23 protein-coding genes and 1 tRNA gene are annotated in these 25,035 nt (G+C 58.3%); 5 read left to right on the top strand and 19 right to left on the bottom strand.

Annotated elements, in window-relative coordinates; translation table 11 throughout:
• Positions 1-217: 217 nt before the first annotated feature.
• Both grxD and FEZ62_RS15655 read right to left on the bottom strand, forming a co-directional pair.
• Positions 218-544: a Grx4 family monothiol glutaredoxin gene (gene grxD, locus FEZ62_RS15660; protein WP_069899354.1), complete on the bottom strand. Its 327-nt coding sequence runs from the start codon at positions 542-544 to the stop codon at positions 218-220.
• Between the two features lie 108 nt (positions 545-652).
• Positions 653-2,761: a molybdopterin oxidoreductase family protein gene (locus FEZ62_RS15655; RefSeq protein WP_172928749.1), complete on the bottom strand. Its 2,109-nt coding sequence runs from the start codon at positions 2,759-2,761 to the stop codon at positions 653-655.
• Positions 2,762-3,103: 342 nt separating this feature from the next.
• Here FEZ62_RS15655 and argF point away from each other — a divergent pair, with 342 nt between their 5' ends.
• Entirely contained in the window at positions 3,104-4,024 is a 921-nt protein-coding gene (argF, locus tag FEZ62_RS15650) for an ornithine carbamoyltransferase (RefSeq protein WP_172928747.1), read from the top strand.
• On the top strand, positions 4,021-5,133 hold the full coding sequence (locus FEZ62_RS15645; RefSeq protein WP_069899357.1) for an ABC transporter ATP-binding protein: 1,113 nt from the start codon (positions 4,021-4,023) through the stop codon (positions 5,131-5,133). Before argF ends, FEZ62_RS15645 begins: the two co-directional genes overlap by 4 nt.
• Before the next feature lie 134 nt (positions 5,134-5,267).
• Here the strand turns inward: FEZ62_RS15645 and FEZ62_RS15640 are convergent.
• Positions 5,268-5,342 (bottom strand) — tRNA-Arg (locus tag FEZ62_RS15640).
• A 107-nt stretch (positions 5,343-5,449) separates the two neighbouring features.
• Here FEZ62_RS15640 and FEZ62_RS15635 point away from each other — a divergent pair.
• Positions 5,450-5,929, top strand: a complete 480-nt coding sequence (locus FEZ62_RS15635) for a GNAT family N-acetyltransferase (RefSeq protein ID WP_172928745.1) — start codon at positions 5,450-5,452, stop codon at positions 5,927-5,929.
• 16 nt (positions 5,930-5,945) lie between these two features.
• Here FEZ62_RS15635 and FEZ62_RS15630 read toward each other — a convergent pair whose 3' ends face one another.
• Together FEZ62_RS15630 and FEZ62_RS15625 are read right to left on the bottom strand one after the other, a co-directional pair.
• Complete coding sequence (locus tag FEZ62_RS15630; RefSeq protein ID WP_172928743.1) at positions 5,946-7,001, bottom strand: Glu/Leu/Phe/Val dehydrogenase; 1,056 nt, start codon at positions 6,999-7,001, stop codon at positions 5,946-5,948.
• A gap of 85 nt (positions 7,002-7,086) precedes the next feature.
• Entirely contained in the window at positions 7,087-10,554 is a 3,468-nt protein-coding gene (locus FEZ62_RS15625) for an indolepyruvate ferredoxin oxidoreductase family protein (RefSeq protein ID WP_172928741.1), read from the bottom strand.
• A 199-nt stretch (positions 10,555-10,753) separates the two neighbouring features.
• Between FEZ62_RS15625 and FEZ62_RS15620 the strand changes: the two genes are divergently transcribed.
• Positions 10,754-11,221: an Lrp/AsnC family transcriptional regulator gene (locus FEZ62_RS15620; RefSeq protein WP_172928738.1), complete on the top strand. Its 468-nt coding sequence runs from the start codon at positions 10,754-10,756 to the stop codon at positions 11,219-11,221.
• A gap of 1,247 nt (positions 11,222-12,468) precedes the next feature.
• Here FEZ62_RS15620 and phnP read toward each other — a convergent pair.
• The 13 genes from phnP to phnC all read right to left on the bottom strand — a co-directional run bounded on the left by phnP (position 12,469) and on the right by phnC (position 23,046).
• The gene (gene phnP, locus FEZ62_RS15615; protein WP_172928736.1) at positions 12,469-13,227 is read right to left on the bottom strand and encodes a phosphonate metabolism protein PhnP; all 759 of its coding nucleotides are present in this window, start codon (positions 13,225-13,227) and stop codon (positions 12,469-12,471) included.
• Positions 13,218-13,784, bottom strand: a complete 567-nt coding sequence (gene phnN / locus FEZ62_RS15610; RefSeq protein ID WP_172928734.1) for a phosphonate metabolism protein/1,5-bisphosphokinase (PRPP-forming) PhnN — start codon at positions 13,782-13,784, stop codon at positions 13,218-13,220. The genes phnP and phnN overlap by 10 nt, the downstream gene beginning before the upstream one ends.
• Positions 13,784-14,929: an alpha-D-ribose 1-methylphosphonate 5-triphosphate diphosphatase gene (locus FEZ62_RS15605; RefSeq protein ID WP_172928732.1), complete on the bottom strand. Its 1,146-nt coding sequence runs from the start codon at positions 14,927-14,929 to the stop codon at positions 13,784-13,786. The genes phnN and FEZ62_RS15605 overlap by 1 nt, the downstream gene beginning before the upstream one ends.
• Complete coding sequence (gene phnL, locus FEZ62_RS15600; protein ID WP_172928729.1) at positions 14,919-15,638, bottom strand: phosphonate C-P lyase system protein PhnL; 720 nt, start codon at positions 15,636-15,638, stop codon at positions 14,919-14,921. Before phnL ends, FEZ62_RS15605 begins: the two co-directional genes overlap by 11 nt.
• Positions 15,639-15,685: 47 nt before the next feature.
• Complete coding sequence (gene phnK, locus FEZ62_RS15595; RefSeq protein WP_172928727.1) at positions 15,686-16,495, bottom strand: phosphonate C-P lyase system protein PhnK; 810 nt, start codon at positions 16,493-16,495, stop codon at positions 15,686-15,688.
• Entirely contained in the window at positions 16,492-17,376 is an 885-nt protein-coding gene (locus FEZ62_RS15590) for an alpha-D-ribose 1-methylphosphonate 5-phosphate C-P-lyase PhnJ (protein WP_150547335.1), read from the bottom strand. Before FEZ62_RS15590 ends, phnK begins: the two co-directional genes overlap by 4 nt.
• Complete coding sequence (locus FEZ62_RS15585; RefSeq protein WP_172928725.1) at positions 17,373-18,455, bottom strand: carbon-phosphorus lyase complex subunit PhnI; 1,083 nt, start codon at positions 18,453-18,455, stop codon at positions 17,373-17,375. Before FEZ62_RS15585 ends, FEZ62_RS15590 begins: the two co-directional genes overlap by 4 nt.
• Entirely contained in the window at positions 18,455-19,069 is a 615-nt protein-coding gene (gene phnH, locus FEZ62_RS15580; RefSeq protein WP_172928723.1) for a phosphonate C-P lyase system protein PhnH, read from the bottom strand. Before phnH ends, FEZ62_RS15585 begins: the two co-directional genes overlap by 1 nt.
• Positions 19,069-19,515, bottom strand: coding sequence for a phosphonate C-P lyase system protein PhnG (gene phnG / locus FEZ62_RS15575; protein WP_069899370.1), 447 nt, complete (start codon positions 19,513-19,515; stop codon positions 19,069-19,071). The genes phnH and phnG overlap by 1 nt, the downstream gene beginning before the upstream one ends.
• A 14-nt stretch (positions 19,516-19,529) precedes the next feature.
• Positions 19,530-20,252 (bottom strand): phosphonate metabolism transcriptional regulator PhnF, encoded by a 723-nt coding sequence (gene phnF / locus FEZ62_RS15570; protein WP_242454962.1) that lies wholly within the window; start codon positions 20,250-20,252, stop codon positions 19,530-19,532.
• Positions 20,253-20,270: 18 nt separating this feature from the next.
• Positions 20,271-21,065: a phosphonate ABC transporter, permease protein PhnE gene (phnE, locus tag FEZ62_RS15565; RefSeq protein ID WP_172928720.1), complete on the bottom strand. Its 795-nt coding sequence runs from the start codon at positions 21,063-21,065 to the stop codon at positions 20,271-20,273.
• 91 nt (positions 21,066-21,156) lie between these two features.
• Positions 21,157-22,161, bottom strand: coding sequence for a phosphonate ABC transporter substrate-binding protein (phnD, locus tag FEZ62_RS15560; protein ID WP_069899372.1), 1,005 nt, complete (start codon positions 22,159-22,161; stop codon positions 21,157-21,159).
• Positions 22,162-22,209: 48 nt separating this feature from the next.
• Complete coding sequence (phnC, locus tag FEZ62_RS15555; protein ID WP_172928717.1) at positions 22,210-23,046, bottom strand: phosphonate ABC transporter ATP-binding protein; 837 nt, start codon at positions 23,044-23,046, stop codon at positions 22,210-22,212.
• A 439-nt stretch (positions 23,047-23,485) separates the two neighbouring features.
• Here phnC and FEZ62_RS15550 point away from each other — a divergent pair, with 439 nt between their 5' ends.
• A complete protein-coding gene (locus FEZ62_RS15550) occupies positions 23,486-23,812 on the top strand; it encodes an Arc family DNA-binding protein (RefSeq protein ID WP_069899374.1) in 327 nt (108 codons plus the stop codon).
• Positions 23,813-23,891: 79 nt separating this feature from the next.
• Here the strand turns inward: FEZ62_RS15550 and FEZ62_RS15545 are convergent, their stop codons facing one another.
• Positions 23,892-25,028, bottom strand: coding sequence for a sodium ion-translocating decarboxylase subunit beta (locus tag FEZ62_RS15545; protein WP_069899375.1), 1,137 nt, complete (start codon positions 25,026-25,028; stop codon positions 23,892-23,894).
• Positions 25,029-25,035 lie beyond the last annotated feature (7 nt).

Here is a 25,035-nt window from a genome sequence, read left to right as displayed (position 1 = left end):
GCATCGCGGTTTGCGTCATGACGATTTGCCGGATTCACTCGGCGGCATCTGCGCCTGCACAATCGCTTGACGGATTGCGTTGCTGCGCGCCGCTATCCATCCTCCGGGTATAGGGTTGAGTTTTCGGGCGGGGCTGGAATTCGCGGCAATAAAAAACGGGAGCCATTGGCTCCCGTTTTTGTCTGAGTAACTTGTTACTCAGCTTGCTGAGGCAAACTTAGGCTTCAGCTTTTTGCACAGCGTCTTTGATCAGGGTCTGCAGCTCGCCCTTATCAAACATCTCGGCAAGGATGTCGCTACCGCCGACCAGCTCACCGCCAACCCACAGTTGCGGGAAGGTTGGCCAGTTGGCGTACTTTGGCAGGTTGGCGCGGATTTCCGGGTTTTGCAGAATATCGACGTAAGCGAATTTCTCGCCGCACGCCATCACAACCTGCGAAGCCTTCGACGAGAAGCCGCACTGCGGGGCATTCGGCGAGCCTTTCATGTAAAGCAGAACAGTGTTGTTAGCGATCTGCTCTTTGATAGTTTCGATGATATCCATTGGGCACCTCAGGTCTTAACTTTTCGACTCATACGTCGACACGGTGGCTGCATTGTAACGAAAAACCGAGCGCCATGCTCGGCTTTGAAAACGCCACGGCAGCCACCCTTAGGCAGCCACCACCTCGACTGGCACACCGTTCAATGCCGCGTTACCTGAAAGCTTATCCAACTGACGCTCATCAGTCAGGTCATTGGCGCTGGCACCTGGCTGTTCGGTCGCAGTGGCCAATTGCACACCGGGCCGCGCGTGTCCCCAGCCATGCGGCAGGCTGATAACGCCCGGCATCATGTCTTCACTGGCGACTACTTCGACCTCAATTTGACCGATGCGTGATCGCACTCGCACGCGCTGGTTATCAGTCAATCCCCGCGCCGCCATGTCTGCGCTGTTCATCAATAGTTGGTGACGCGGCTTGCCCTTCACCAGCCGGTGATAGTTATGCATCCAGGAGTTATTGCTGCGCACATGGCGCCGGCCAATCAGCAACAGTTGGTTCTCGGCCGGCACCGGCTCTGCGGCGAAACGTTGCAGGTCGGCAAGAATCACCTCTGGCGCGGCATTGATGTGTTTGTCCGCGGTTTTCAAGCGCCCCGCCAGATTCGGCTTCAGCGGCCCCAGATCCAGCCCATGCGGATGATCGGCCAGGGTTTGCAGCGATAGTTTATGCGCGGAACGGTCGCCGTAAGCCCCTGCCCGCAACCCCATATTAATCATTTGCGAAGGTGCCATGGTTGGCTTCAACTGAGCGTCGGTCTTCTCGGCGAAAGCCTTGGCCAGCCCGACGAATATTTCCCAGTCGTGCAACGCGCCCGCCGGTTTAGCCAAAACCGGCTGGTTGAAGCGGGTGACGTTACGCACCGCGAACATATTAAAGGTGGTGTCGTAATGATCATGCTCCAGCGGCCCGGTTGGCGGCAGAATCAAGTCGGCGTAGCGCGTGGTTTCGTTGATGTAGAAATCGATGCTGAGCATGAACTCCAGACCATCCAGCGCCTGCTCCATCTGCCGGCCGTTAGGCGTCGACAACACCGGATTACCGGCCACAGTGATCATCGCCCGAATCTGCCCTTCGCCTTCGGTGAGCATTTCTTCTGCCAGCGCCGCCACGGGTAATTCGCCGCCGTATTCGGGCAAACCGGACACGCGGCTCTGCCAGACGTTGAAGTGCCCGCCGGAAGTGGCCGCAACCAGATCGACAGCCGGCTCGGTGCACAGCGCGCCGCCCACCGAGTCAAGGTTGCCGGTGACCATATTGATCAGTTGCACCAGCCACTGACACAACGTGCCGAATGCCTGTGTCGATACGCCCATGCGCCCGTAACACACCGCTTTTTCAGCGCTGGCAAAGTCACGCGCCAACTGGCGGATTGTTTGCGCGGGTACGCCGCAACGAACGCTCATGGCTTCGGCGGTGAAGTCTGCAATCGCCGTTTTCACCTGCTCGATACCGGCAATTTGCAGGTGGCTCTGACGGGTCAGGTTTTCACTAAACAAGGTGTTCAGCAGGCCAAACAGCAAGGCGGCGTCCTGCCCGGGACGGACGAATACATGCTGGTCGGCAATTGCTGCGGTCTCGCTGCGACGCGGGTCAACTACAACAAACTTGCCGCCACGCGCCTTTATCGCCTTGAGGCGTTTCTCCACGTCCGGCACTGTCATGATGCTGCCATTCGATGCCAGCGGGTTGCCGCCCAGAATCAGCATGAAATCTGTGTTGTCGATGTCCGGAATCGGGATTAACAGCCCGTGTCCGTACATCAGATAACTGGTGAGATGATGCGGCAGTTGATCGACCGAGGTCGCCGAAAACCGATTGCGGGTTTTCAACTGGCCAAGGAAATAGTTGCTGTGGGTCATCAACCCGTAGTTATGCACGCTCGGGTTGCCCTGATAAATGCCCACGGCATTTTTGCCGTAGCGCATCTGAATCTCGCTTAAGCGCTCAGCAACCAGCGTGAACGCCTCATCCCATTCGATCGCCTGCCACTCGCTGCCAACGCGGCGCATGGGGCGGTGCAAGCGATCAGGGTCATTCTGGATATCCTGCAGGGCCACTGCTTTTGGGCAGATATGGCCGCGACTGAAGGTGTCCTGCGCATCACCCTTGATTGAGACAATGCGCTCGGAGCCGTCTTCGGCGGGCGCAGTTTCGATAGTTAATCCGCATATCGCTTCGCACAGATGGCACGCACGGTGATGCTGGGTATGGGTCATGGCCAAGCCTCTGATTTTTATTCTGGCAGTTTCAGTACCGACTACAACAACTATGCCGCGCGCAGGGCCTCGCCGCCAGCAGCGTTCGTCTCATGAATCGACCTCTATCAGGCCAGCCGATTGCAGCAGTTATGAGCCCGACATAAACAGCCCAACGGCGGGCTATAACACGCTTTATTGCTGGGTTTAAGCCGACAATTTGCGCCGGATCGCCATTTCCTTATAAGATTTCGCCTTTCCCCGTTTCGTCGCACGCTGCGGCCTTCTGCTGCTGGCTCTGCTATTCCCGGATTACCACCGGCCCAATGAGCCTGCACCCTGTTGCAAAAAGGTATGTGAGTTATGAGCGCAAGACACTTTCTCTCGATGATGGATTGCACACCAACCGAGCTGGTGAGCCTGATCCGCCGAGGCATGGAGCTGAAGGACTTGCGCAATCGCGGCGTCTTGTTCGAGCCTTTGAAAAACCGCGTACTGGGCATGATTTTCGAGAAAGCCTCGACCCGCACCCGCGTCTCGTTCGAAGCCGGCATGATCCAGCTGGGCGGCCAGGCGATCTTCCTTTCGCCGCGCGATACGCAACTCGGCCGTGGCGAGCCAATAGGCGACGCGGCGATTGTGATGTCGCGCATGCTCGACGTGGTGATGATCCGCACCTTCGCCCACAGCACCCTCACCGAGTTTGCTGCCAACTCGCGCGTACCGGTAATCAACGGCCTGTCGGATGATCTGCATCCGTGCCAGTTGCTGGCCGACATGCAGACCTTTTTTGAACATCGCGGCAGCATTGCCGGCAAAACCGTGGCCTGGATCGGCGACGGCAATAATATGTGCAACTCCTACATCGAGGCCGCCGAGCAATTCGACTTCCAGCTGCGCGTTGCCTGCCCGCAAGGCTACGAGCCCAGCGCTGAGTTGCTGGCCAAATACGGCGATCGCGTATTGGTCACTCAGGACCCGATGGAAGCCGTTCGCGGCGCGGATCTGGTCAGCACCGACGTCTGGGCCTCGATGGGGCAGGAAGAAGAAGCCGTGCAGCGTATGGCGCGCTTCAAGCCTTACCAAGTGACCCGTGAGCTGCTCGACGCGGCCGCCGAAGATGTGCTGTTCATGCACTGCTTGCCGGCACACCGTGGCGAGGAAATCAGCGAAGACCTGCTCGACGATCCGCGCTCCGTGGCGTGGGATCAGGCCGAGAACCGCCTGCACGCTCAAAAAGCGCTGCTGGAGTTCCTGGTAGAACCGGCGTACCACCACGCATGAGCCAGTCATTGCTGCTCAACCTGCACAACCTGAGCTGTGGTTATCACGAGCACAAGGTTGTGCAAGACCTCAACCTGCACCTCAATGCTGGTGACATCGGCTGCCTGCTCGGCCCATCCGGCTGCGGCAAGACCACAACCCTGCGCGCAATCGCAGGCTTTGAGCCGGTTCATACAGGCGAAATCCAGCTGGCTGGCGATGTTATCTCCAGCCCGGGTTTCACCCTCGCCCCGGAAAAACGCCGGATTGGCATGGTGTTTCAGGATTACGCGCTGTTCCCGCACCTGAGCGTCGCCGAGAACGTCGCATTCGGCATTCGCAAGCTCGCCGACTGTGCGCGCAGAACCGAAGAGCTACTCGAACTGGTCAACCTTGCGCACCTGAGCAAGCGCTATCCGCATGAGTTGTCTGGCGGCCAGCAACAGCGCGTATCGCTGGCCCGTGCCCTGGCACCGGATCCAAGCCTGCTGTTGTTGGACGAGCCGTTCTCTAATCTCGATGGCGAACTGCGCCGCCGCCTCAGCCAGGAAGTTCGCGAGATCCTCAAGGCACGCGGCACCAGCGCCATTCTGGTCACCCATGATCAGGAAGAAGCCTTTGCGGTTAGCGATCACGTTGGCGTGTTCAACAACGGCAAACTCGAACAATGGGATACGCCCTACAACCTTTACCACGAGCCGCACACGCCGTTTGTGGCGAGTTTTATCGGCCAGGGCTACTTCATTCGCGGCCAGTTGCTCACCCCGGACACGGTGCAAACCGAATTGGGCGTGATTGGCGGCAACCGCGCCTATATCTGGCCAGTGGGCAGCGCAGTCGATGTATTGCTGCGCCCTGACGATATTGTCTACGCCCCCGACAGCCAGCTGCAGGCACGCATTATCGGCAAGACCTTCCTCGGCGCAGCCACCCTTTACCGCCTGCAAATGAATACCGGCAGCCAGCTAGAAGCCATCTTCCCCAGCCATGCCGATCACCAGCCCGGTGAAAACGTAGGCATCCGCGTAGCAGCCGATCATCTGGTCGCCTTCCCCGCGCCGGGCAGCATTGCCGCCCACGCCGACCTCTCGGAATCCGGCGTTCGCCGCTACAGCAGCTCCACACGCTAACGCACAGCAATACATACCTGCGAGGCCTGCAAAGGCTTCGCAGAATACTGAACTGTGGAAATGATAATCACGATGCGCAGAGATGCGCCGGGCAGTGATTGCTGCATTTTTCGTGCAGCAATGCACCTGAAAGATGGCGTCCCCTACTGGAGTCGAACCAGTATCTAACCCTTAGGAGGGGTTTATTCTATCCATTGAACTAAGGAGACGAGGTATTGCAAACAACGGCCGGCATCTTAACCATGATCGACCGTTTTGTCATGCCACTGCCACAACACAATTGCCATACTGAGAACACTCACTGGAGGAAATCAGCATGTCGCAGCCAATTGCCCAGCTTGTCCCCGACTCGCCCTTCGCCAACTTCAGCGTGCGTGCCGCCTGCGCGACCGACGCCCATGCGCTCGCCTCACTGCTCCAGCAGTTGGGGGATGATGAGCCAAGGCCAGATCCCGTCATTCTGGCGATGCGCCTCAACGAGCCAAATCAGGGCCGTGTAGTGCTGGTCGCCGAACGCGAAGGCAAACTATTGGGCACCTGCACCGTACATTTAATAGAGCATCTGGCCCACAACTTCGCCCGCTCGGCGATCCTTGAAGATGTCGTGGTCGATGCCAATATGCGCAGTTTGGGAGTGGGTCAGGCTTTGGTACACAAAGCCGCTGAACGAGCGCGCAACTGGGGCTGTTACAAATTGGCGCTTTCCAGCCGGAACAACCGTGCCGATGCCCAGCGCTTTTATCAAACGCTGGGTTATCAGTTGCACGGCGTTAGCCTGGCGCTGGAGCCTGTTTAAAGTTGCAGCGGCTCGTTTAGCGAACGCTGAATCTTTGCACGGCGATGGCATCAGCCACAGCAGTGGTGGTTCTGCCCTGCTGCTGCGCCTGTACGAAGACCTGTTTAAGGGTGTCGCCGATACCGTCCAGATGCGCTTTTAATTGCTCAGTAGTCCCGCCACTGCGCTCGTAGTAAATATCGATAATACCGCCCGCGTTAATCACGTAATCCGGCGCATAAAGCACGTTATTGAGCTGCAATTCCTCTGCGACGGAGGCATCGGCCAACTGGTTGTTGGCCGCGCCGGCGATGATGGGAGCGCGTAATACTTCAAGCACCTGACGATTGATAATTCCGCCCATCGCGCACGGAGCGAACACATCGACATCAAGGCCGTAGATATCCGTAGCGCTGACTGCAATCGCGCCTAGCTCCGTAACAGCGTGACGCATGTTGGCCTCGACGATGTCGGTCACCCACAGTTCGGCGCCAGCCTCTTTAAGGTGCCTGGCCAGCGTAAAGCCCACTTGCCCGACGCCCTGAATCGCCACCTTGAGCCCGTGCAGATCTTCACGTTGCAGACGTTGCTGCACAGCCACCTTGATCCCGCAAAAAACCCCGTAAGCCGTTGCTGGCGACGGATCGCCACTGCGCTGACCGCCACCGATCGCTTCACGCGCATTGGCGCCGGCCACATGGCGGGTACGCTCAGCCATTATCTGCATTTCGGCAACGCCAGTGCCCGAGTCGGCAGCGGTGATATAGCGACCGCCGAGGCTCTCGACAAAGTCGCCCATCGCCTGAAACAGCGCGGTGCTTTTGCCCGTGTGCGGATCACCGATGATTACGGCTTTGCCGCCACCCAGCGGCAGATTGGCCATCGCCGATTTGTAAGTCATGCCGCGCGACAAACGCAGCACATCACGCAGTGCAGCTTCTTCATCGGCATACGGCCACATCCGGCAGCCGCCAAGCGCAGGGCCAAGATTGGTGTTGTGGATGGCAATGATAGCTTTCAGGCCGCTGGCCTTGTCGTGACCGTAGACAACGTGCTGATGCTGGTCGAAATCAACGTGTGTAAACACCGACATGGTGTACCTCGATAAATCAATAAAGTTAAAAATTGAAGGCTGAATAGAAAGCGTGAAGGCTGCGCTGGCAGCCCTCATGCATCACTCAAGCGGCGGGTTCGAATACCTGAACGGCAGGAATCTCGGCACTGCTCAGGCGTTGCTGCAACTGCTTGGCATGCTCACGAGCCTTGAGCAGTGCTTGCTCTTTAACGTGGCCATAACCACGAATGGACTCGGGCAACTCGGCAATCGCCACGGCTGTGCGGTAATTGGCGGGCGTAAGCACTTTGAGAAATCCATCGATGCTTTGCTCGTACTCAGCAATCAACTGCTGCTCCACCCGGCGCTCAGCGCTGTAGCCGAAGGGATCGAACGGGGTCGCGCGCAAGAATTTGAACTTGGCCAAAACTGCAAACGCCTTAAGCATCCACGGGCCGAATTGACGCTTGCGTGGCTGGCCGCTGAGCGGATCACGCTTGGCCAACCATGACGGTGCCAAGTGAAACTCAAGTCGCAAATCGCCCTCGAACTGCGCTTGCAGTTGCTTGACGAATTTACCGTCGCTATACAGCCGGGCCACCTCGTATTCATCCTTGTAGGCGAGCACCTTGAAGTAATAACGCGCCACGGCCTTGCTCAACAGCTGCTCTTCACTGACATCGGCCTTGCGCACGCGCTCGACCAACTTCTGATAGCGCCGCGCATAACCGGCGCTCTGGTACAGACGCAGTTGCTCGACCCGATAGGCAATGATTTCATCGAGGGTTTTGGCCATCGGCTCGTCAGCAATAGCCGGACGCGCCAACTTCTCGACCGCCGCCAAATCGTGTGCAGCGCGACGCCCCCAGAGAAACGCTTGCTGGTTGAGTTGCACAGCCACGTTATTCAACTCGATGGCCTTGTTGATGGCCTCGGCCGAGACCGGCACGAAGCCTTTCTGGTAGGCATAACCGAGCATGAACAGGTTGGTTGCAATGCTGTCGCCCAACAGGCGAGTGGCGAGACGCGTCGCATCAACGAACCAGGTTTTCTTCGCGCCAACGGCTTCAACCAAGGCCTCACGCATGGCGGCGCCTGGCACTTGAGCATCTGGGTTGCGGGTAAACTCTGCTGTGGCCGCCTCGAAACTGTTGACCACCGCAAAGGCAATCTGATCATTGAGCTTGGCCAGCGACTCCTCGCTCGCTGCCACCACCAGATCACAGCCCAGCAGCAAGTCAGCTTCACCGGCGGCAATGCGCACCGCGTAAATATCATCCTGTTTAGCCGCCACCCGGATGTGGGTAATTACCGGACCAAATTTCTGCGCCAGACCGGCCTGGTCGAGCACGCTGCAGCCTTTGCCCTCAATGTGCGCCGCCATACCCAGCAACGCGCCAACTGTAGTGACACCGCTGCCGCCAACGCCCGGCAAAAGAATATTCCACGGCCGCTCCAGGCTTGGCTGCTTGGGCTCCGGCAACGCAATAAACAGCGCATTGAGGCCCACGGCTTCAGGCTTGCGCAAAGCGCCGCCGTGCACGGTAACAAAGCTTGGGCAAAAGCCTTCAACGCAACTGAAGTCTTTGTTGCAGCTGTTCTGGTCAATCTCGCGCTTGCGTCCCAGCTCCGTTTCCAGCGGCAGGATCGACAGGCAGTTGGACTTTACACTGCAATCGCCGCAGCCTTCGCACACCGCCGAGTTGATGACCGCACGTTTAGCCGGATCGACCAGCTTGCCGCGCTTGCGCCGGCGACGCTTCTCAGTGGCGCAGGTCTGGTCGTAGATAAGCACCGACACGCCTTTGAACTCGCGCAATTCACGCTGCACCGCATCGAGATCACGGCGGTGATGGAAGCTAACAATCGGCGCGAAGGTGCTGCGGTCCGGATACTTCTCCGGCTCATCGGTAACCAGCGCAATGCGTTTCACACCTTCAAAGAACACTTGCTGGCTGAGTTGATCAACGCGAAGCTCGCCATCAATCGGCTGCCCGCCGGTCATGGCCACAGCGTCGTTGTAGAGAATCTTGTAGGTGATGTTGACCCCGGCAGCCACCGCCGCACGAACGGCCAGATGGCCCGAATGAAAATAGGTGCCATCGCCAAGATTCTGGAAAATATGCGGGGTGTCGGTAAATGCCGCCTGGCCGATCCAGGTCGCGCCCTCACCGCCCATCTGCGTGAAAGTATCGGTATTACGGTCCATCCATTGGGTCATGTAGTGACAGCCAATGCCGCCTTGCGCGCGACTGCCTTCAGGCAGGTTGGTCGAGGTGTTATGCGGGCAACCCGAGCAGAAATGTGGTGTGCGCACAGTCGTGTGCTTGGGCGCTGCGAGAGCAGCTTCCTTAGCCGCCAGGAACTCCAGACGCGACTGAATCTGCGCGCTGCTGTAGATCGGCTGAAGACGCTTGGCGATCACGCGGGCGATCATCGCAGGCGTAAGTTCGCTGAGGTTAGGCAACAGCGAACGGCCTTGTTCATCAAACTCACCGACGACCCGCGGGCGCTTGCCCACTGGCCAGTTATAGAGTTGGCCCGTGAGTTGGTCTTCGATGATGCTGCGCTTCTCTTCGACCACCAGAATCTCGTCCAGCCCCTCGGCAAACTCATGCACCGAAACCGGCTCCAGCGGCCAGCTCATGCCGATCTTGAGCACGCGCAGGCCAACCTTGGCGCACAGTTCGTCGTCCAGCCCGAGGTCTTCCAGCGCCTGACGCACGTCCAGATAAGACTTGCCGGTGGTGATAATGCCCAGCCGCGGGTTCGGCGAGTCGAGCATCAGCGGATTGAGATTGTTGGCGCGGGCAAAGGCGCGAGCCGCGTAGATCTTGAAGGTATTCAGGCGCTTTTCCTGCACCAACGGCGGATCTGGCCACCGGATGTGCACACCGTCTTCCGGCAGCTCAAAATCTTCAGGCACCTTGATGTTGATGCGCAGCGGATCAACGTCGACCACAGCCGAAGAGTCGACGTTCTCGGCGATGGTTTTCAGCGCCACCCAGCAACCGCTGTAGCGCGAAAGCTCCCAGCCGATGATGCCGTAGTCGAGAATTTCCTGAACGTTTGCCGGATTGAGTACCGGAATCGAAGCGGCAATAAACGCATGCTCGCTCTGGTTGGCGATACTCGAAGATTTGCAGCCGTGGTCATCCCCCGCCAGCAACAGCACACCGCCTTTGGGCGAAACACCGGCCGAGTTGCCATGCTTGAACACATCACCACAACGGTCCACGCCCGGCCCTTTGCCGTACCATAAGGCAAACACGCCATCGTAACGCGCGCCCGGAAACAGCGAGGTCTGCTGACTGCCCCACACGGCGGTGGCGGCCAACTCTTCGTTAACACCGGGTTGGAAGTGAATAGCGTTGGACTCAAGGAAGCTTTTGGCCTCCCACAAACTCTTGTCCAGATTACCCAGCGGCGAGCCGCGGTAACCGGAAATGAAGCAGGCGGTGTTTAAACCGTTGGCAGTGTCACGCTGTTTTTGCAGCATGGGCAAGCGGGTTAGCGCTTGGGTGCCGGTGAGGTACAGATGACCCGTTGCAAGACGGTATTTGTCATCCAGGCGGATCTCGGCCAGAGACATGCGGGCGCTCCTTTTATTTTTTTAGGCGACCTGTGGGCAATACGGTTAGGTATTCCCGATTACTCACCCGCAGGATCACTGCAGGTGGCTCATGGCAACAATATGACCGCTCGGTACTGATTTTTTATTTCTTTTTTGAGGGTAAAACGCTAATACTGCGCATGAACCTTCCAATAAAAACAAATATTCAGGGCTATTCATGCAGGAAAAATTGAGCAGCATCGATCGCAAGATTTTGCGCCTGCTGCAACACAACGCGGATTTGTCCGCTGCCGAGATCGCCGAGCGGGTTGAATTATCGCAATCGCCTTGTTGGCGACGGATAAACCGAATGCAGGAAGAAGGCCTTATTGAGCGCAAGGTATCGCTGCTCAATCACAAGCTGCTCGGTTTTAGCATCACGGTGTTTGTGGACATCAAATTGTCGGCGCACGGGCGCAGTAATCTGGACGAATTCGAGAAGGCGATTGTCGGGTATCCCGAGGTATTGGAATGCCACACGATGGCGGGAAGTTCGGATTATCTGCTCAAGGTAATCGCCAAAGACATCGACAGTTACGAGCGTTTTTTGCGAGATCATTTATTGCAGCGCCCACACGTGCAGGAAGCGCATTCGAATATTGCGATGAGTGAGGTCAAACGCACGACGGAATTGCCGTTGGATTAAGCGGCCATGTGCTGAATCGTCGACGGGGCGGAGGTTGGAATCCGCACCGCGGCTTCCGACATGACGATCTAACTGATTCACTCGACGGCATCGGCGCCTGCGCAATCGCCCGACGGATTGCGTTGCTTCGCGCCGCTATCCATCCTCCGTACGTTCGAGATGTGCGCCGAGTTTTCGAATGGTTGGCTTTCTGCCGGAGGTTGGAATCCGCGTCGCGGCTTCCGACATGGCGATTCGACGGGTTCACTCGGGTGCATCGGCGCCCGCGCAATCGCCCGACGGATTGCGTTGCTGCGCGCCGCTATCCATCCTCCGTACGTTTGAGATGTGCGCCGAATTTTTGAATGGTTGGCTGCTGGAGGTTGGAATCCGCATCGCGGCTTCCGACATGGCGATTTAACGGGTTCACTCGACTGCATCGGCGCCTGCACAATCGCCCGACGGATTGCGTTGCTTCGCGCCGCTATCCATCCTCCATTCGTTCGAGGTCTGCTTTATTGCGTTTGAACGCTGGCGCTAATCCGGAATGGTTGGTGTTCTCTGGTCACCTTTTCGCCTTTACGGCGAGTTACTTTCTCTTTGTTTGCGCAAAGAGAAGAGTAACCAAAGAGAAAGCGCACCCGGCATGCGGGTTTTGCTGCGCAAAACTTCCCTCGCTCCGGCGCCGTTCCGTTGGTCGCCATCAAGGGACGTCCCTGTCCCTTGATGGCTCATTTGGCGTCCTTGCCAAATGCCCAACTCCACACCACCTCCACTCAGCCTCCTGACGGGCCAGATGACCGAGTTGTTTGGGAAAACTCCTAACGCAGGGTTTGAAGCAAAGCAGTGCCTGCTCACCTGCATGTTTCCAGTTCGCTGTTCTCGCCCGCGCACGCGTACGCGATAGTCCAAACACCGCCAACGCCCCTTGCCAGCAGGCCAAATGCAATCGTTGTGCAGTGGGTTGAGCAGCATGGATGCTGCGAGAGTCGCGCTGGGCCAAGGACGGCCCATCGCGGCGTGCCCACGGAGCAACGATGGAATGCGGGAAGCCGAGCGCAGTGAGGCCCAATGGAGGGGCAAGATCTTTTGGTTACTTTTCAATCGATTGTGAAAAGTGACTCGCCGTAAGGGCGAAAAGGTGACTAAAGAGCGCCCAAAAAACCAGGCATAGCGCCAGCGTTAGAAATTCAAATATCCCGACACACTAAATCATTGTCTAGACCTTACAGGAACCTTACTCAGCCCCTCAAAAAACCAACCCCACCTCACCTCCCAACAACCAACCCATCTCTGGCCACAACCACCCCCTCCGGCAACGCCCGCGCATTCCCCAGCAACCAACTATCAAACGTATGCCCAACATGCGTCAGAACCGTTTGCTTCGGCCGTAAATCCTCAACAATAGCCAACGCCCGCGTCAGGTCATTATGGTTACGCGGCTCATGCGCCTGCGGCGGCAACGAACAATCCAGCACCAGCCAATCCAACAACTCCCCGTCACGTAAATACTCAGCTGTAGCCACCGGCAAACCAACCGTATCGGTTAAATAGGCAATCCGCTGGCCTTGCGCTTCAAACAGATAACCAAAGGTCATCTTCGAATGCTGCAGCGGCAAAGCGGTTACCCGCAAACAACCAAATGTTCGCGCTTCGAACGCGCTGAACGGCTGCGAGAAATCGAGGATTCCCGGGTGTTTGTACAAGTCGGCCAACCCTTCGGGATCGGCCGGGCCATGCACGGGAATTATCAGCCCCTGCCCCCAGCGCAACTGCAGCAAACCCTGCGCATGATCGGCGTGATAATGGGTCTGCAAAATACCGCTGAGTGCATGCGGTGCAAACCGCTCGGCCAGGTCCGTCAGGCCGCTGTCGATCAGCCAGCGCTGATCGTCCACCTCCAGCAACGCGCAACATGGGCCGCGCCGTAACGCGGGGTCTGAACGTGCGCTGCTACATGCAGCACACGCACAGTTGTATACCGGCAATTGTCGCGCATCACCGGTGCCGAGCAGGGTCAGGCGCATGCGGGCGCGCGCTGGACCAGCGCCAGCAGTTGCTCTACGGTTTGCTCAAAATGGCTGGAGTTATCCAACAGTTGCAGATTTGCGTGCTGCTTTAGCATATCACTCTCGAACTGCGCATTTCGTGCGAGACGCGCCTCGATCTCTGCCAGTGGCTCACGCCCACGTTCCAGCAACCGCTGACGCAGCACGTCCATTTCGACCGTCAGTAAAACCGCCTGCAGCTTTGGATAGCGCTGCAAGGCTTCGGGCAAGTATGCCCGCGAGCCATTTACCAACACGTCGTGACCTTGCATCAGCCAGTCGTCAATCTGCTTGGGAATGCCGTAAGCCAGCCCGTTGGCGCGCCAGCTCATGGCGAACTCGCCGCCCGCCTCCATGCGCTCGAATTCTGCCAGCGTAACGGCGACTGCATCTTCCCCTACCGCCTCAGCCGAACGGGTAATCACCCGCCGGGCGATCTTGCAGCCGCGCGCAGTCAATTGCGCGCGTGCTGCATTGAGCAGGCTGTCCTTGCCTGAACCGGAGGGGCCTATCAGATAGATCAATCTGGCGCTCATCAATACACCCTTTTGGCCTGACGCCACACTTGTTGCACCACCACTTGCTTGTCGTGCAGGCGTGCCTGAACCAGATCAGCGCGCAAGCCTGTACGAATTTCACCGCGATCATCCAGCCCGGCAGCGCGTGCCGGATTGAGGCTGACCGTGGCAATCGCCTTGGCTAAATCATAGTCGTTGTCGAGATCTGCAAGTTGCAGCGCCGCCTGCAGCAAACTGGCCGGATAGTAGTCACTCGAAAGGATATCGAGCACACCTAAGCGAGCTAATTCAGCGGCGGCTATGTTACCCGAGTGCGAACCGCCGCGAACGATATTCGGTGCGCCCATCAGCACACTCAAGCCGAGCGAATGGCTGGCCTTGGCCGCCTCCAGCGTGGTCGGGAACTCGGCAATGGCCATGCCCAGACTCGCTGATTCCTGCACGTGCGCCAGCGTTGCATCATCGTGGCTGGCGATCGACAGGCCGCGCAGATGGCACTCCTGCACAATCTGCTGACGATGACGGTCGCTGTACCGCTTGGAGTTGGCAATTTGCTCTTCAATGAACGCGTCCATCTCGGCGACAGAAAGATGGTATTTGCCCATGTAGTACTCGCGGTACTTGGCTTCCTTGGCAAACTGGCGCTGCCCCGGCGAGTGATCCATGACCGAAACGAGCTGCACTAGCGGGTCTTCGACCAGATCGCGGAAAACGCTGAGCACGTCCGGGTGACAAACCTCACAGCGCAGATGAAGGCGATGCTCGGCGCGGGTATTGCCCTGGCTTTGTGCCTGCGTAATCGCCGCGAGCATTTGCGGCAGTTGCTGCATGCGTTTGCCACGCGGATTGATGTCGCCGATCGACAAGGCATCGAATACCGTAGTGATCCCGGCGGCGATGATTTGCGCGTCATGGCTGAGCACTGCCGAGGCTGACGGCCAGTCGACGCCCGGCCGCGGGCTCATGTGTTTTTCGAGGTTATCGGTGTGCAACTCGACCAGCCCCGGCAACAGATAGCTGCCCTGCATATCTTCAGCGCCCGGCACCTGGCTGACACCCGGCTGCACATCGAAGACCTTGCCATCGCGCAACACCACGCTGCCATCGAATACCTCATTGGCGGTCACTACGCGGGCATTGCTGAGTATCGTTTCAACCGGCATAAACAAACTCCTGATCGGCGGTGCATGGCGCCTGCATGTCGAGATAACGGTCAGCGACGGCTTCACGTGCGTGACGGTCATGGAAGATGGCAATCAATGCGCTGCCCGCGGCCTTGGCCTCGTTGATCAGCTCGAGCACCACCCGCTGATTGCGCTCATCGAGCGATGCGGTGGGCTCATCCAGCAGCATCACCGGCCAATCGACCATGAAGCCGCGGGCGATGTTGACCCGCTGCTGCTCGCCGCCGGAAAAAGTCCCGGGCGCGAGTTGCCAGAGGGTTTGCGGAATATTCAGGCGGGTGAGCAATTCACTGGCACGCGCCTTGGCCGCTTCCTTGCTCCAGCCCCGCGCCAGTGCGGGCTCCATCACCACATCGAGCGTGGCGACACGCGGGATCACGCGTAAGAACTGGCTGACATAGCCAAGGGTTTGCCGGCGCACATCCAGCACCTGCAACGGCGCACCGCCGACCAACTCGACCCACTGCTGCTGATGACGCACGCGAATGCTGCCGCCAGCGGCCAGATAGTTGCCATAAAGCGTGCGCAGCAGCGTCGACTTACCGGCTCCGGAGTTGCCCATCAGCACCAGGCACTCGCCAGCTTCCACGCTAAAGCTCAGGTTGCGCAGCACCTTGAGTACGATGCCGTGTTGTTGGTGCAGGGTGAACGTCTTGCTCAGTTCGGTGACTTCAATCAGGTTATTCATGGCATCTGTCCTGGGCCGTGATATTCCGGGCATTGGCGCTGCGAGACTCATGGCTGCAGCACCGAGGAGACCAGCAACTGGGTATACGGATGCTGCGGATCATCAAGAATCTGATCGGTCAGGCCGCTTTCGACCACGCGCGAGTTGCGCATCACCAGCAACCGATCTGCGAGCAAACGCGCCACCGCCAGATCGTGGGTGACGATAACCACGGCCAGGCCCAGTTCGCGCACCAGCCCACGCAGCAGATCGAGCAAGCGCGCCTGCACCGACACATCAAGGCCACCGGTGGGTTCATCCATGAAAATCAGTCGCGGACTGGAGACCAGATTGCGTGCAATTTGCAGGCGTTGCTGCATGCCGCCAGAGAAGGTGCGCGGCAGGTCGTCGATCCGCTTCGGATCGATTTCCACCTGCTTCAGCCAGCTGATACCCGCACCGCGCAGCTCGCCGTAATTGCGTACGCCTTGCGCCATCAAACGCTCGCCAATATTGGCGCCGGCCGATACCCCCATGCGCAAACCATCGCGTGGGTTCTGCTCGACAAAGCCCCACTCGGTGCGCAGTAACGTGCGCCGCTGCGCTTCGCTACTGGCATACAAATCGAGCAGTTGACCGTCTTCACGCAAATAGCTGATCTGTCCTTCATCAGGCAGGCAACGTCCGGCCAACAGGCTCAATAGCGTCGACTTGCCTGAACCGGACTCGCCGACGATACCCAGTACCTCACCCGGATACAGGTCGAACGAAACCTGCTGGCAGCCTTTTTCGGGGCCATACAACTTGCTCACATTGTTGACGGAAAACAGCGGCTCGAGCGCTGCCAGCTCACGATTTACACGTACGGCGGCGGTCATTGTGCGCCCTCCCCGGATTGCTGCTGGTCACGGCGTTGCAGGCAATAGTCGGTGTCGGAACAGACAAACTGTTTGCTGCCGGCATCATCGACAATCAGCTCGTCCAGATAAGAATCAGCGCTGCCGCAAATCGCGCAGTTGTGTTCCCAGCTCTGCACCTCGAACGGATGATCCTCAAAGTCCAGACTCTCGACTCGCGTGTAAGGCGGCACGGCGTACAAACGCTTTTCACGCCCGGCACCGAACAGCATCAGCGCGGGGCTCATGTGCAGTTTCGGGTTGTCGAATTTGGGAATCGGCGACGGGTCCATCACGTAGTTGTCATCCACCGTGACGGGATAGGCGTAACTTGTGGCGATGTGGCCGAAGGTGGCGATGTCTTCATACAGCTTGACGTGCATAACCCCGTAATCACCCAGCGCGTGCATGGTGCGCGTCTCGCTTTCAGACGGTTCGATAAAGCGCAAAGGCTCAGGAATCGGCACCTGATAGACCATGATCTGATCGGCGCTGAGTGGCGTTTCCGGGATGCGGTGACGGGTTTGAATCACTGTGGCTTCAGGCGTGCGCAAAGTGGTTGCAACGCCTGCGGTGCGCCCGAAGAAGCGGCGGATCGACACCGCATTGGTGGTGTCATCTGCGCCCTGATCGATGACTTTAAGCACATCGTCGCGGCCCAGAATCGCCGCAGTGAGCTGCATGCCGCCTGTGCCCCAGCCATACGGCAAAGGCATCTCACGGCCGGCAAATGGCACCTGATAGCCAGGAATTGCCACCGCCTTTAACAGGCCACGGCGGATCATGCGTTTGCTCTGCTCATCGAGGTAGGCAAAGTTGTAGCCACTGTCGGCTTGTTGTTGTGCGTTGTGCAATGAGGTCATGGCGTTTGCTCCTGCTGAGAGCCTGGCTGAGCGCGTAATTTGCGGATCAGCTCGAGTTCGGATTGGAAGTCGACGTAGTGCGGCAGCTTCAGGTGCGAGACAAAACCGGCCGCCTCGACGTTGTCGCAATGCGCCAGCACAAACTCTTCTTGCTGCGCCGGGCCTTGTACCTCCTCGCCGAACTCCTCTGCGCGTAATGCGCGATCCACCAGCGCCATGCCCATCGCCTTACGCTCGGCGTAGCCAAACGCCAGACCGTAGCCACGGGTGAATTGGGCCTCGATGCCTTTGCCGCCGATGAACTGATTGACCATCTCGCACTCGGTCACTTCGATGTCGCCCAACGGCACGGCAAAATCCAGCTCCTCGGGCTCGATCCACACCTCAAGTTCGCCGATGCGTATTTCGCCGGCGAACGGGTGATTGCGACCGTAGCCGCGCTGCGTCGAATAACTCAGCGCCAGCAAAAAGCCTTCATCACCGCGCGCCAATGCCTGCAAGCGCTGGGCACGATTGGCCGGAAACTCCAGCGGCTCGCGGGTGATGTCCGGCACCGCTGCCGAACTGTCGCCGTCGCGGCTCATCAGCCCTTCATCCACCAGAAAGTCGAGCACCCGCGGGCATTTCTCAACAGCGGCTTGCGGGTCAATTTCTGGGCCAGGCTGCTCGCCTTCTGCGAGCAAAGCAAAGTCGAGCAAGCGGTGCGTGTAGTCATAGGTCGGGCCCAACAACTGGCCGCCCGGCAAATCCTTGAAGGTGGCCGAGATGCGCCGTGACAACTGCATGGCACTGGTGTCGATCGGCATGCTGGAGGCAAAGCGCGGCAACGTGGTGCGATAGGCACGCAAGAGGAATATTGCTTCCATCAGATCGCCCGCCGCCTGCTTGATCGCCAGCGCGGCCAATTGCGGGTCGTAAAGCGAGCCTTCGCTCATCACCCGTGAGACGGCAAACGGCATTTGCTCGCGCACCTGATCGACGGTCAGCTCGGGAATGTCGGTAGCGCCACGGCGCTTCTTGGCCAACAACGCATGGGCGTTGTCGATGGCGCGCTCGCCTCCTTTAACGGCAACGTACATCAGGCAGCCTCCTCGTGGTTGTTGTGCAGAACGTGGGTGCTGCGGGGCAAACCCATTACGTGCTCGCCTGCGGCAAAGAACACATCAAGACCGCGCGGGAAGTTGCTGCGCGCTTTGCGTTGTGCCCAAAACCCGGCAGGAACTGGCAATTCGACCGCCTGCACATCCTTGATGCCAGGGCCGCGCCAGCGCAGTTGGGGGCCGTTATCCAGAGAGGACAACTGCACCAGCAACGTGCAGGACTGATCGGGATAACGCTCGCTGCCGTTGTCGAAATCACTGAGGTCGAGCAACTCGCTTTCATCGAGCAAACCGAACAGTGCCATCTCGCGTTCGGCAACAATCGGGCAACCGCAATGGAAGGCCAGATTGGCGCGGATCATCGGCGTATCAAAACGCGGTGCCAGCCATAAAGGTGTGTCGCCATCCAAAAAGGACAGGCACAGGGCATAAGTCGCCGGCTGCAAACTGTCGAGTTCCAGTGCGCGATCCATGGTCTGTACCAGACCCGGTTCGGCCAGGGCTTTGAGCGCTGTTCTGAAACTCAACTGTGCATCGAGCACCGGATCACTAAAGGCTGCCTGCAACCATTCTGAGCTGTGAGCCTGGGCCATCAATCTTCTCCTCGAACCAGGGTGAAGAACTCCACCTGGGTGGTTGCGGTTTCGGCAGCCTGTGCCGCCTTGCCAGCCTGCTGTTGCGCCGCCAGCGGTTCGATCAACTCGCGCAGCCAGTGTTGCTGCTGGCTGCCTTGCAAATGCGCGTCTGCCAACGCGGCCAACTCCGCGTGTTGCTTGTCGCGGCCGCTTACATAGCTGAAACCGATGCGCCCATCTTCAAGACGAACCACACAACGGGTGACGCTCATCTCGCCTAGATTGAAAGCCTCGCCGGTGCCACCGATGCGCCCGCGCACCAGCGTCATGCCGATTTCCGGGTGGCGAATGTGGCTGTATTGCGCGTCTTTCAAAGCATCTGCATAGGGTTGCAACTGTTGCGCGGCACGGGCCAGAACGCCCATCCAGTGCTGTCGCTTGGCGACATTGGGGTCGCTGTGCATGGTGAATGTCTCCATCAGGGGGCAACTTGATACTGAAAGCGATCGGCGCGGCTGGTGGACAACGCAAGCTCCACCGGTTGCCCGGCCGTATCGCAGGAAAGAGTGAGCACGCTGAGCAGTGGTGCATGCAGCGGCATGAGTAATTGCGCGGCCTCTTCACGGCTCGGCAGGCGGGCGCCAATCAGGCTGTAGGTGCGGTTGAGCCCGAGTGATTGCTCAAGCAAATACTCACGCAATGAGCCGCCGTTGTAGCGCTCGAGTGCTGGCGCGTGGCTTGCACAAAAGCGATGGCGAATCAGGCTGACCGGCTGCTCGTCGAGCAAGCGCAAGGTCGTCAACTCGATAAGCATGGCGCCCTCGGGTAATTGCAGGCGCTGGCTTTCATCGCCCGTGGCCTTGCGCTTTTTGCGCTCCAGCAACACCGCCTCTACGCGCAGGCCGAGTGCCGACAGCGAATCGCTGAACGCATTGTTTGCCTGCAACGGATACACCAGCGGTCTGGCCAAAACCTGGGTGCCTTTGCCCTGACGGCGCAGAACCAGGCCTTCAAGCACCAGTTCATCCACCGCGCGGCGCAACGTGTGCCGGTTGACTGAAAAACGCGCGGCCAATTGAACTTCGCTGGGCAGCAAATCACCTGGGCAAAACTGTTGCAGTTCTTCGCGCAGCACGCTGGCCAACTCGCGGTATAACGGCTCAATTTGTCTAGACAAGTTCATGGCAAAAAAAGGACGCATCAAGGCGTCTCGCTCAGGTCAGATGAACAATTTGCGCAAGCGCTGGGAGAGGATGTCGATGACGCTGACAACCACGATGATGACGATCAGAAGTGCGCAGGTTTGCTGAAACTGAAAGCCACGAATCGACTCCCACAGAATCACCCCGATGCCCCCCGCGCCGACCATGCCGACCACGGTTGCCGAGCGCACGTTGGATTCAAAGCGGTACAACGAATAGGAGATCCACAGCGGCAAGACTTGCGGGATCACCCCGAAAATCACTTCTTGCAGCGCGCTGGCACCGGTTGCCCGAACACCTTCGATCGGCCCCGGATCAATCGCCTCGACCGCTTCAGCAAAGAGCTTGGCAAGAACGCCTACCGTGCCGATGAACAACGCCAGCACCCCGGCGAACGGGCCTAATCCCACAGCCACAACAAAGAGCATGGCGAAGACCATCTCGTTGATCGAACGGAACGCATCCATCACCCGGCGCACCGGCTGATAAACCCACCACGGCACGATGTTTTCGGAACACAGGATGCCCAGCGGTATCGCGCAGACGATGGCCATCGCCGTACCCCAAATGGCGATCTGTACGGTCACCACCATTTCTTTCAAATAAAGGCGCCAGTGGCTGAAATCCGGCGGAAAGAAGTCACTGGCAAAGGTGGCCATGTTGCCGCTGTCACGAATCAGCCCGAGCGGGTTCATTTCTGCGCCCTGCCAGGACCACGCCAGCAACGCAATAACGCCGCCCCACATGAACAACTTGAGCCAGGATTGCTTGGCTGTAGCCTGAGCGTTAACAGCCGGGTTGAGTGTTGTCATAGGTACATCTCTTGAAGTGCAACAGGTGACTCATCAGACCGGCCCAGTCGCTCGAGACCGGCCTGATGGCAGCGCATTAACACGTGGCTGATTAGCTGGCTTGCTTGAGGTTCTTGCTTTCAAGCTCAGCCATGCGCTTTTCCAGGGTTGCCAGTTCGGCATCAATGGCGTCCAGCTTGGCCTGCTTGTCGGCAGCAGACAGGTTGCTGTTGTTGGCGATTTCGGAGCGTTGCTTGAACAACTCAAGCTGGCGGATCGGCAGCAGCTGGTCGTTAGTCGAGGCGCGGAACTGGCCCCACTGCAGCGCGGCCAGAACTTGCTTCTCGGCCGGTTTGGCGCCGTAGGACATGAAGAACTTCTGCAATTTGGCCTTGGTTTCGCCATCCAGATTTTTGCGCCAAACCATCGGGTCGGCCGGGATCAGAGGCGATGTCCAGATCACCTTCAGTTGCGCGGCTTTCTCCGGCGCAGTGATCTCCAGACGCTCCATGCCCTCACTGTTGAAGGTGCCGACATCGACCTGCTTGTTAGCCACCGACAAGGCGTTGACTTCGTGGCTGCCGTTCATGGTGCGCTTGAAGATCGTGTTGGCGTCGACCTTGTTCTTGGCGAACACGTAATAGCCAGGTACCAGGAAACCCGAGGTGCTGTTTGGGTCACCGTTGGCGAAGGTCAGTTGCTTGGCGTTTTTCAGCATGTCGTCGACGTTGTTGATCGAACTGTCCTTGTTCGCAACCATCAGGCTGTAATAACCCTGTGCACCGCTGAGTGCGGTGGTCTGGGCAAAGATTTCACCGCCGGCACGGTCCACAGCTTCCATTGCCGCCTTGTTGCCGTACCACGCAACATCAACCTTGTCGAAGCGCATACCCTGAATCACACCGGCATAGTCCGGGGCGAAGAAGGCGTTGATTTTCATGCCGGTCTGCTTGCTCATGTCCGCCAGAAACGGGTCCCATAAGGTGCGCAGATTCTGCGAAGACTCGGTAGAAATGATGCCGAACGTCAGTGACTCCTGAGCCGCCTGCGCGGTGCCCATGATGGAGCCGGTGATTAATGCAGATGCCGCCAGAACACGACCAAGACGATTGAACATGGAGCACACTCCTGTTGCTTGATAAGGGTTGCGTTGGTTTTGTTGGGTTTATGCTTTAACCAGTGCCAACGGCTGCTGGTATTGCTTGGCACGCGCCTCAATACCGGGCAGCAACAGGCTGGTATCGAGTTCGGCGCCGTAAAGGTCATTGAGAAAGTCGGGATTAAGCTGCTCGGTAGAGCCGTCGAAATGAATACGCCCGGCCTTAAGCGCCACTGCTCGCTTGCAGTAGCGAGCGGCGTAATCGACTTGATGCAACGTCACGACAACGGTCTTGCCGTCGCGCGAGTTGATGTCGGCGAGAATTTCCATGACCTTGCGCGCGGACTCGGGGTCGAGTGAGGCAATCGGCTCATCCGCCAGAATCACTTCGGCGCGCTGGCACAGGGCGCGGGCAATCGCCACGCGTTGCTGTTGGCCACCCGACAAGGTCGAGGCCCGCTGCGCCGCCAGATCACCCAGGCCGACACGCTCCAGCGACTCTTGCGCACGCTGGCGTTCTTCGCTGTTGAACATGCCCAGCGAACCGCGCCAGCGCGGCATACGCCCCAGACAACCGAGCAATACGTTGTGCAGCACGCTCAGGCGGCCAACCAGATTGAATTGCTGAAAGATGTAGCCAATGTCGGCCCGCAAGTGACGGACTTCACCGCTCAGGCGACCGCAATCCTGCATCGGCCGGCCAAGCACCTGAATATTGCCAGTCACCGACTTGTCGCATCGGGCCAGCCCGGCAACATGGCGTAGCAAGGTTGACTTGCCGGAACCTGAAGCACCAATCAAGGCGACCATTTCGCCTGGCTTAACCGCTAAAGAGAGGCCGTGCAGTGCCTGTTTGCGGCCAAAGGTCTTGTTTAAACTGTCTACTTGAATTGCCGCGCTCATGGCTTAGCCTCATCTTTAAGTAAGGCAAAGCCACCTGCGCTTCGCCATCTGGTGTAGACCAAGCTAGGCGAAGACTGTGTCAGGTCAGTTAATGAGTCATGACACTTCGGTGACGATTGATTATGCTTAAGCGATAAAGGCCTTCAGGCTGTTGTCCTTTTGAGCGCATGCGCAGCAACGGGACGAACCGCCAGATTGCGAGCGGAATTTTCATAGTTTTGTGTAGGACCACTCGCATTAACCCATTGGGTCTATGGCCAAACGCGCCAATACCAACGAGAATCCCGCTGGTTTTACTGGCTTCAAATCAAGGATGGTATTCAGGTCATAATGCCGCAGTTAAACGCTTCGGCTGAACGGTTGATGAATAAGGTTGTCACAGCATGTGAGAATCAAGTTGCATGCCAGTATCGCTCCCCTGAACTAACCGGTTTAATGTATGCGCCCTATGAAACAGGCTATCTATTCCAGCCGAACGGCTGACAAGTTTGTCGTACGCTTGCCCGATGGCATGCGTGAACGCATCGCTGATGTAGCACGCAATCATCATCGCAGCATGAATTCAGAAATCATTGCTCGTCTTGAGCAGAGCATGCTCCAGGAAGGCGCTCTGAGTGATGATTCGAGTCTGCGTCTGGACAGCCCGGAACTGTCTCTGCATGAGCGCGAGCTTCTGCAGCAATTCCGCCAGCTGACACGCCGCCAGCAAAATGCGCTGGTCGCCCTGATTGCCCACGACGCCGAAATGACAGCCGAAGAGGCTTGAGGTTTACCCATAAAAAAACCGGCCAGTTGGCCGGTTTTTTTATGGGAGAAGAAAATACTCCTCTGCACAGGCAATCGCCTTAGCCAACAAAGTTGAGCAACACGCCCGCCGCAACAGCCGAGCCGATCACGCCGGCCACATTCGGCCCCATCGCATGCATCAGCAGGAAGTTTTGCGGATTGGCTTCAAGCCCGACCCTGTTCGAAACACGCGCCGCCATTGGCACCGCCGAGACGCCAGCCGAACCGATTAGCGGATTGATCTTGTTGGCGCTGAACATGTTCATCACCTTGGCCATCAGTACGCCAGCCGCTGTACCACCACAGAACGCGACCATGCCCAGCAGCAGGATTCCCAGAGTTTTCAGTTGCAGGAATGCCTCGGCGGAAAGCTTCGAACCCACGGTAAGGCCCAGACAAATAGTCACCACGTTGATCAGCGCATTACGTGACGTGTCAGCCAGGCGCTCGACCACACCGGCTTCGCGCAGCAGGTTACCGAAGGCGAACATGCCCACCAGCGGCGCTGCATCCGGCAGCAACATGCCGACCAGCAGGCACAGCACCAACGGGAAGACGATTTTCTCGACCTGGCTAACAGGGCGCAGCTGCTTCATAACAATGGCGCGCTCAGCCTTGGTGGTCAGCGCACGCATGATCGGCGGCTGAATCAATGGCACCAACGCCATATACGAGTAAGCAGCCACGGCAATCGGCCCCAGCAGATCTGGGGCGAGCTTGGAGGTTACAAAGATCGAAGTCGGCCCGTCCGCCCCACCGATGATGGCAATCGATGCCGCCTCGCGCAGGGTGAACTCCATTCCCGGAATGCCCATTGCGGTGATCGCCAGCGCGCCGATCAGCGTCGCGAAAATACCGAATTGCGCCGCAGCGCCGAGGATCAGGGTTTTCGGGTTTGCCAGCATCGGCCCAAAATCAGTCATGGCGCCCACGCCCATAAAGATCAGCAGCGGGAATACGCTGGTGGGCAGACCAATTTCATAGAACAGATGCAAAATACCGTTGCCTTCGGCCATGCCTGCAACCGGAATATTGGCGAGCAGACCACCGAAACCAATCGGGATCAGTAGCAGCGGCTCAAAACCCTTGCGAATAGCCAGATAGATCAGACCCAGACAGATCGCGATCATCAGCGCCTGTCCCGGCTCCAGATGATACAGGCCGGTGCTCTGCCACAGTTTGAGGAGCTTCTCCATAATCCGC

Source organism: Pseudomonas sp. MS19 (genome assembly GCF_013277615.1).
GTDB classification, from domain to species: Bacteria; Pseudomonadota; Gammaproteobacteria; order Pseudomonadales; family Pseudomonadaceae; genus Aquipseudomonas; species Aquipseudomonas marincola.
The sequence above is the reverse complement of the archived record's forward strand: the minus strand, read 5'-3'. Positions and strand labels throughout refer to the sequence as shown.

Bases quoted from the DNA above. Each gene is read 5' to 3' on its own strand.
- grxD (WP_069899354.1), bottom strand. From the start codon at position 544: ATGGATATCATCGAAACTATCAAAGAGCAGATCGCTAACAACACTGTT.
- FEZ62_RS15655 (WP_172928749.1), bottom strand. From the start codon at position 2,761: ATGACCCATACCCAGCATCACCGTGCGTGCCATCTGTGCGAAGCGATA.
- argF (WP_172928747.1), top strand. From the start codon at position 3,104: ATGAGCGCAAGACACTTTCTCTCGATGATGGATTGCACACCAACCGAG.
- FEZ62_RS15645 (WP_069899357.1), top strand. From the start codon at position 4,021: ATGAGCCAGTCATTGCTGCTCAACCTGCACAACCTGAGCTGTGGTTAT.
- FEZ62_RS15635 (WP_172928745.1), top strand. From the start codon at position 5,450: ATGTCGCAGCCAATTGCCCAGCTTGTCCCCGACTCGCCCTTCGCCAAC.
- FEZ62_RS15630 (WP_172928743.1), bottom strand. From the start codon at position 7,001: ATGTCGGTGTTTACACACGTTGATTTCGACCAGCATCAGCACGTTGTC.
- FEZ62_RS15625 (WP_172928741.1), bottom strand. From the start codon at position 10,554: ATGTCTCTGGCCGAGATCCGCCTGGATGACAAATACCGTCTTGCAACG.
- FEZ62_RS15620 (WP_172928738.1), top strand. From the start codon at position 10,754: ATGCAGGAAAAATTGAGCAGCATCGATCGCAAGATTTTGCGCCTGCTG.
- phnP (WP_172928736.1), bottom strand. From the start codon at position 13,227: ATGCGCCTGACCCTGCTCGGCACCGGTGATGCGCGACAATTGCCGGTA.
- phnN (WP_172928734.1), bottom strand. From the start codon at position 13,784: ATGAGCGCCAGATTGATCTATCTGATAGGCCCCTCCGGTTCAGGCAAG.
- FEZ62_RS15605 (WP_172928732.1), bottom strand. From the start codon at position 14,929: ATGCCGGTTGAAACGATACTCAGCAATGCCCGCGTAGTGACCGCCAAT.
- phnL (WP_172928729.1), bottom strand. From the start codon at position 15,638: ATGAATAACCTGATTGAAGTCACCGAACTGAGCAAGACGTTCACCCTG.
- phnK (WP_172928727.1), bottom strand. From the start codon at position 16,495: ATGACCGCCGCCGTACGTGTAAATCGTGAGCTGGCAGCGCTCGAGCCG.
- FEZ62_RS15590 (WP_150547335.1), bottom strand. From the start codon at position 17,376: ATGACCTCATTGCACAACGCACAACAACAAGCCGACAGTGGCTACAAC.
- FEZ62_RS15585 (WP_172928725.1), bottom strand. From the start codon at position 18,455: ATGTACGTTGCCGTTAAAGGAGGCGAGCGCGCCATCGACAACGCCCAT.
- phnH (WP_172928723.1), bottom strand. From the start codon at position 19,069: ATGGCCCAGGCTCACAGCTCAGAATGGTTGCAGGCAGCCTTTAGTGAT.
- phnG (WP_069899370.1), bottom strand. From the start codon at position 19,515: ATGCACAGCGACCCCAATGTCGCCAAGCGACAGCACTGGATGGGCGTT.
- phnF (WP_242454962.1), bottom strand. From the start codon at position 20,252: ATGCGTCCTTTTTTTGCCATGAACTTGTCTAGACAAATTGAGCCGTTA.
- phnE (WP_172928720.1), bottom strand. From the start codon at position 21,065: ATGACAACACTCAACCCGGCTGTTAACGCTCAGGCTACAGCCAAGCAA.
- phnD (WP_069899372.1), bottom strand. From the start codon at position 22,161: ATGTTCAATCGTCTTGGTCGTGTTCTGGCGGCATCTGCATTAATCACC.
- phnC (WP_172928717.1), bottom strand. From the start codon at position 23,046: ATGAGCGCGGCAATTCAAGTAGACAGTTTAAACAAGACCTTTGGCCGC.
- FEZ62_RS15550 (WP_069899374.1), top strand. From the start codon at position 23,486: ATGCGCCCTATGAAACAGGCTATCTATTCCAGCCGAACGGCTGACAAG.
- FEZ62_RS15545 (WP_069899375.1), bottom strand. From the start codon at position 25,028: ATGGAGAAGCTCCTCAAACTGTGGCAGAGCACCGGCCTGTATCATCTG.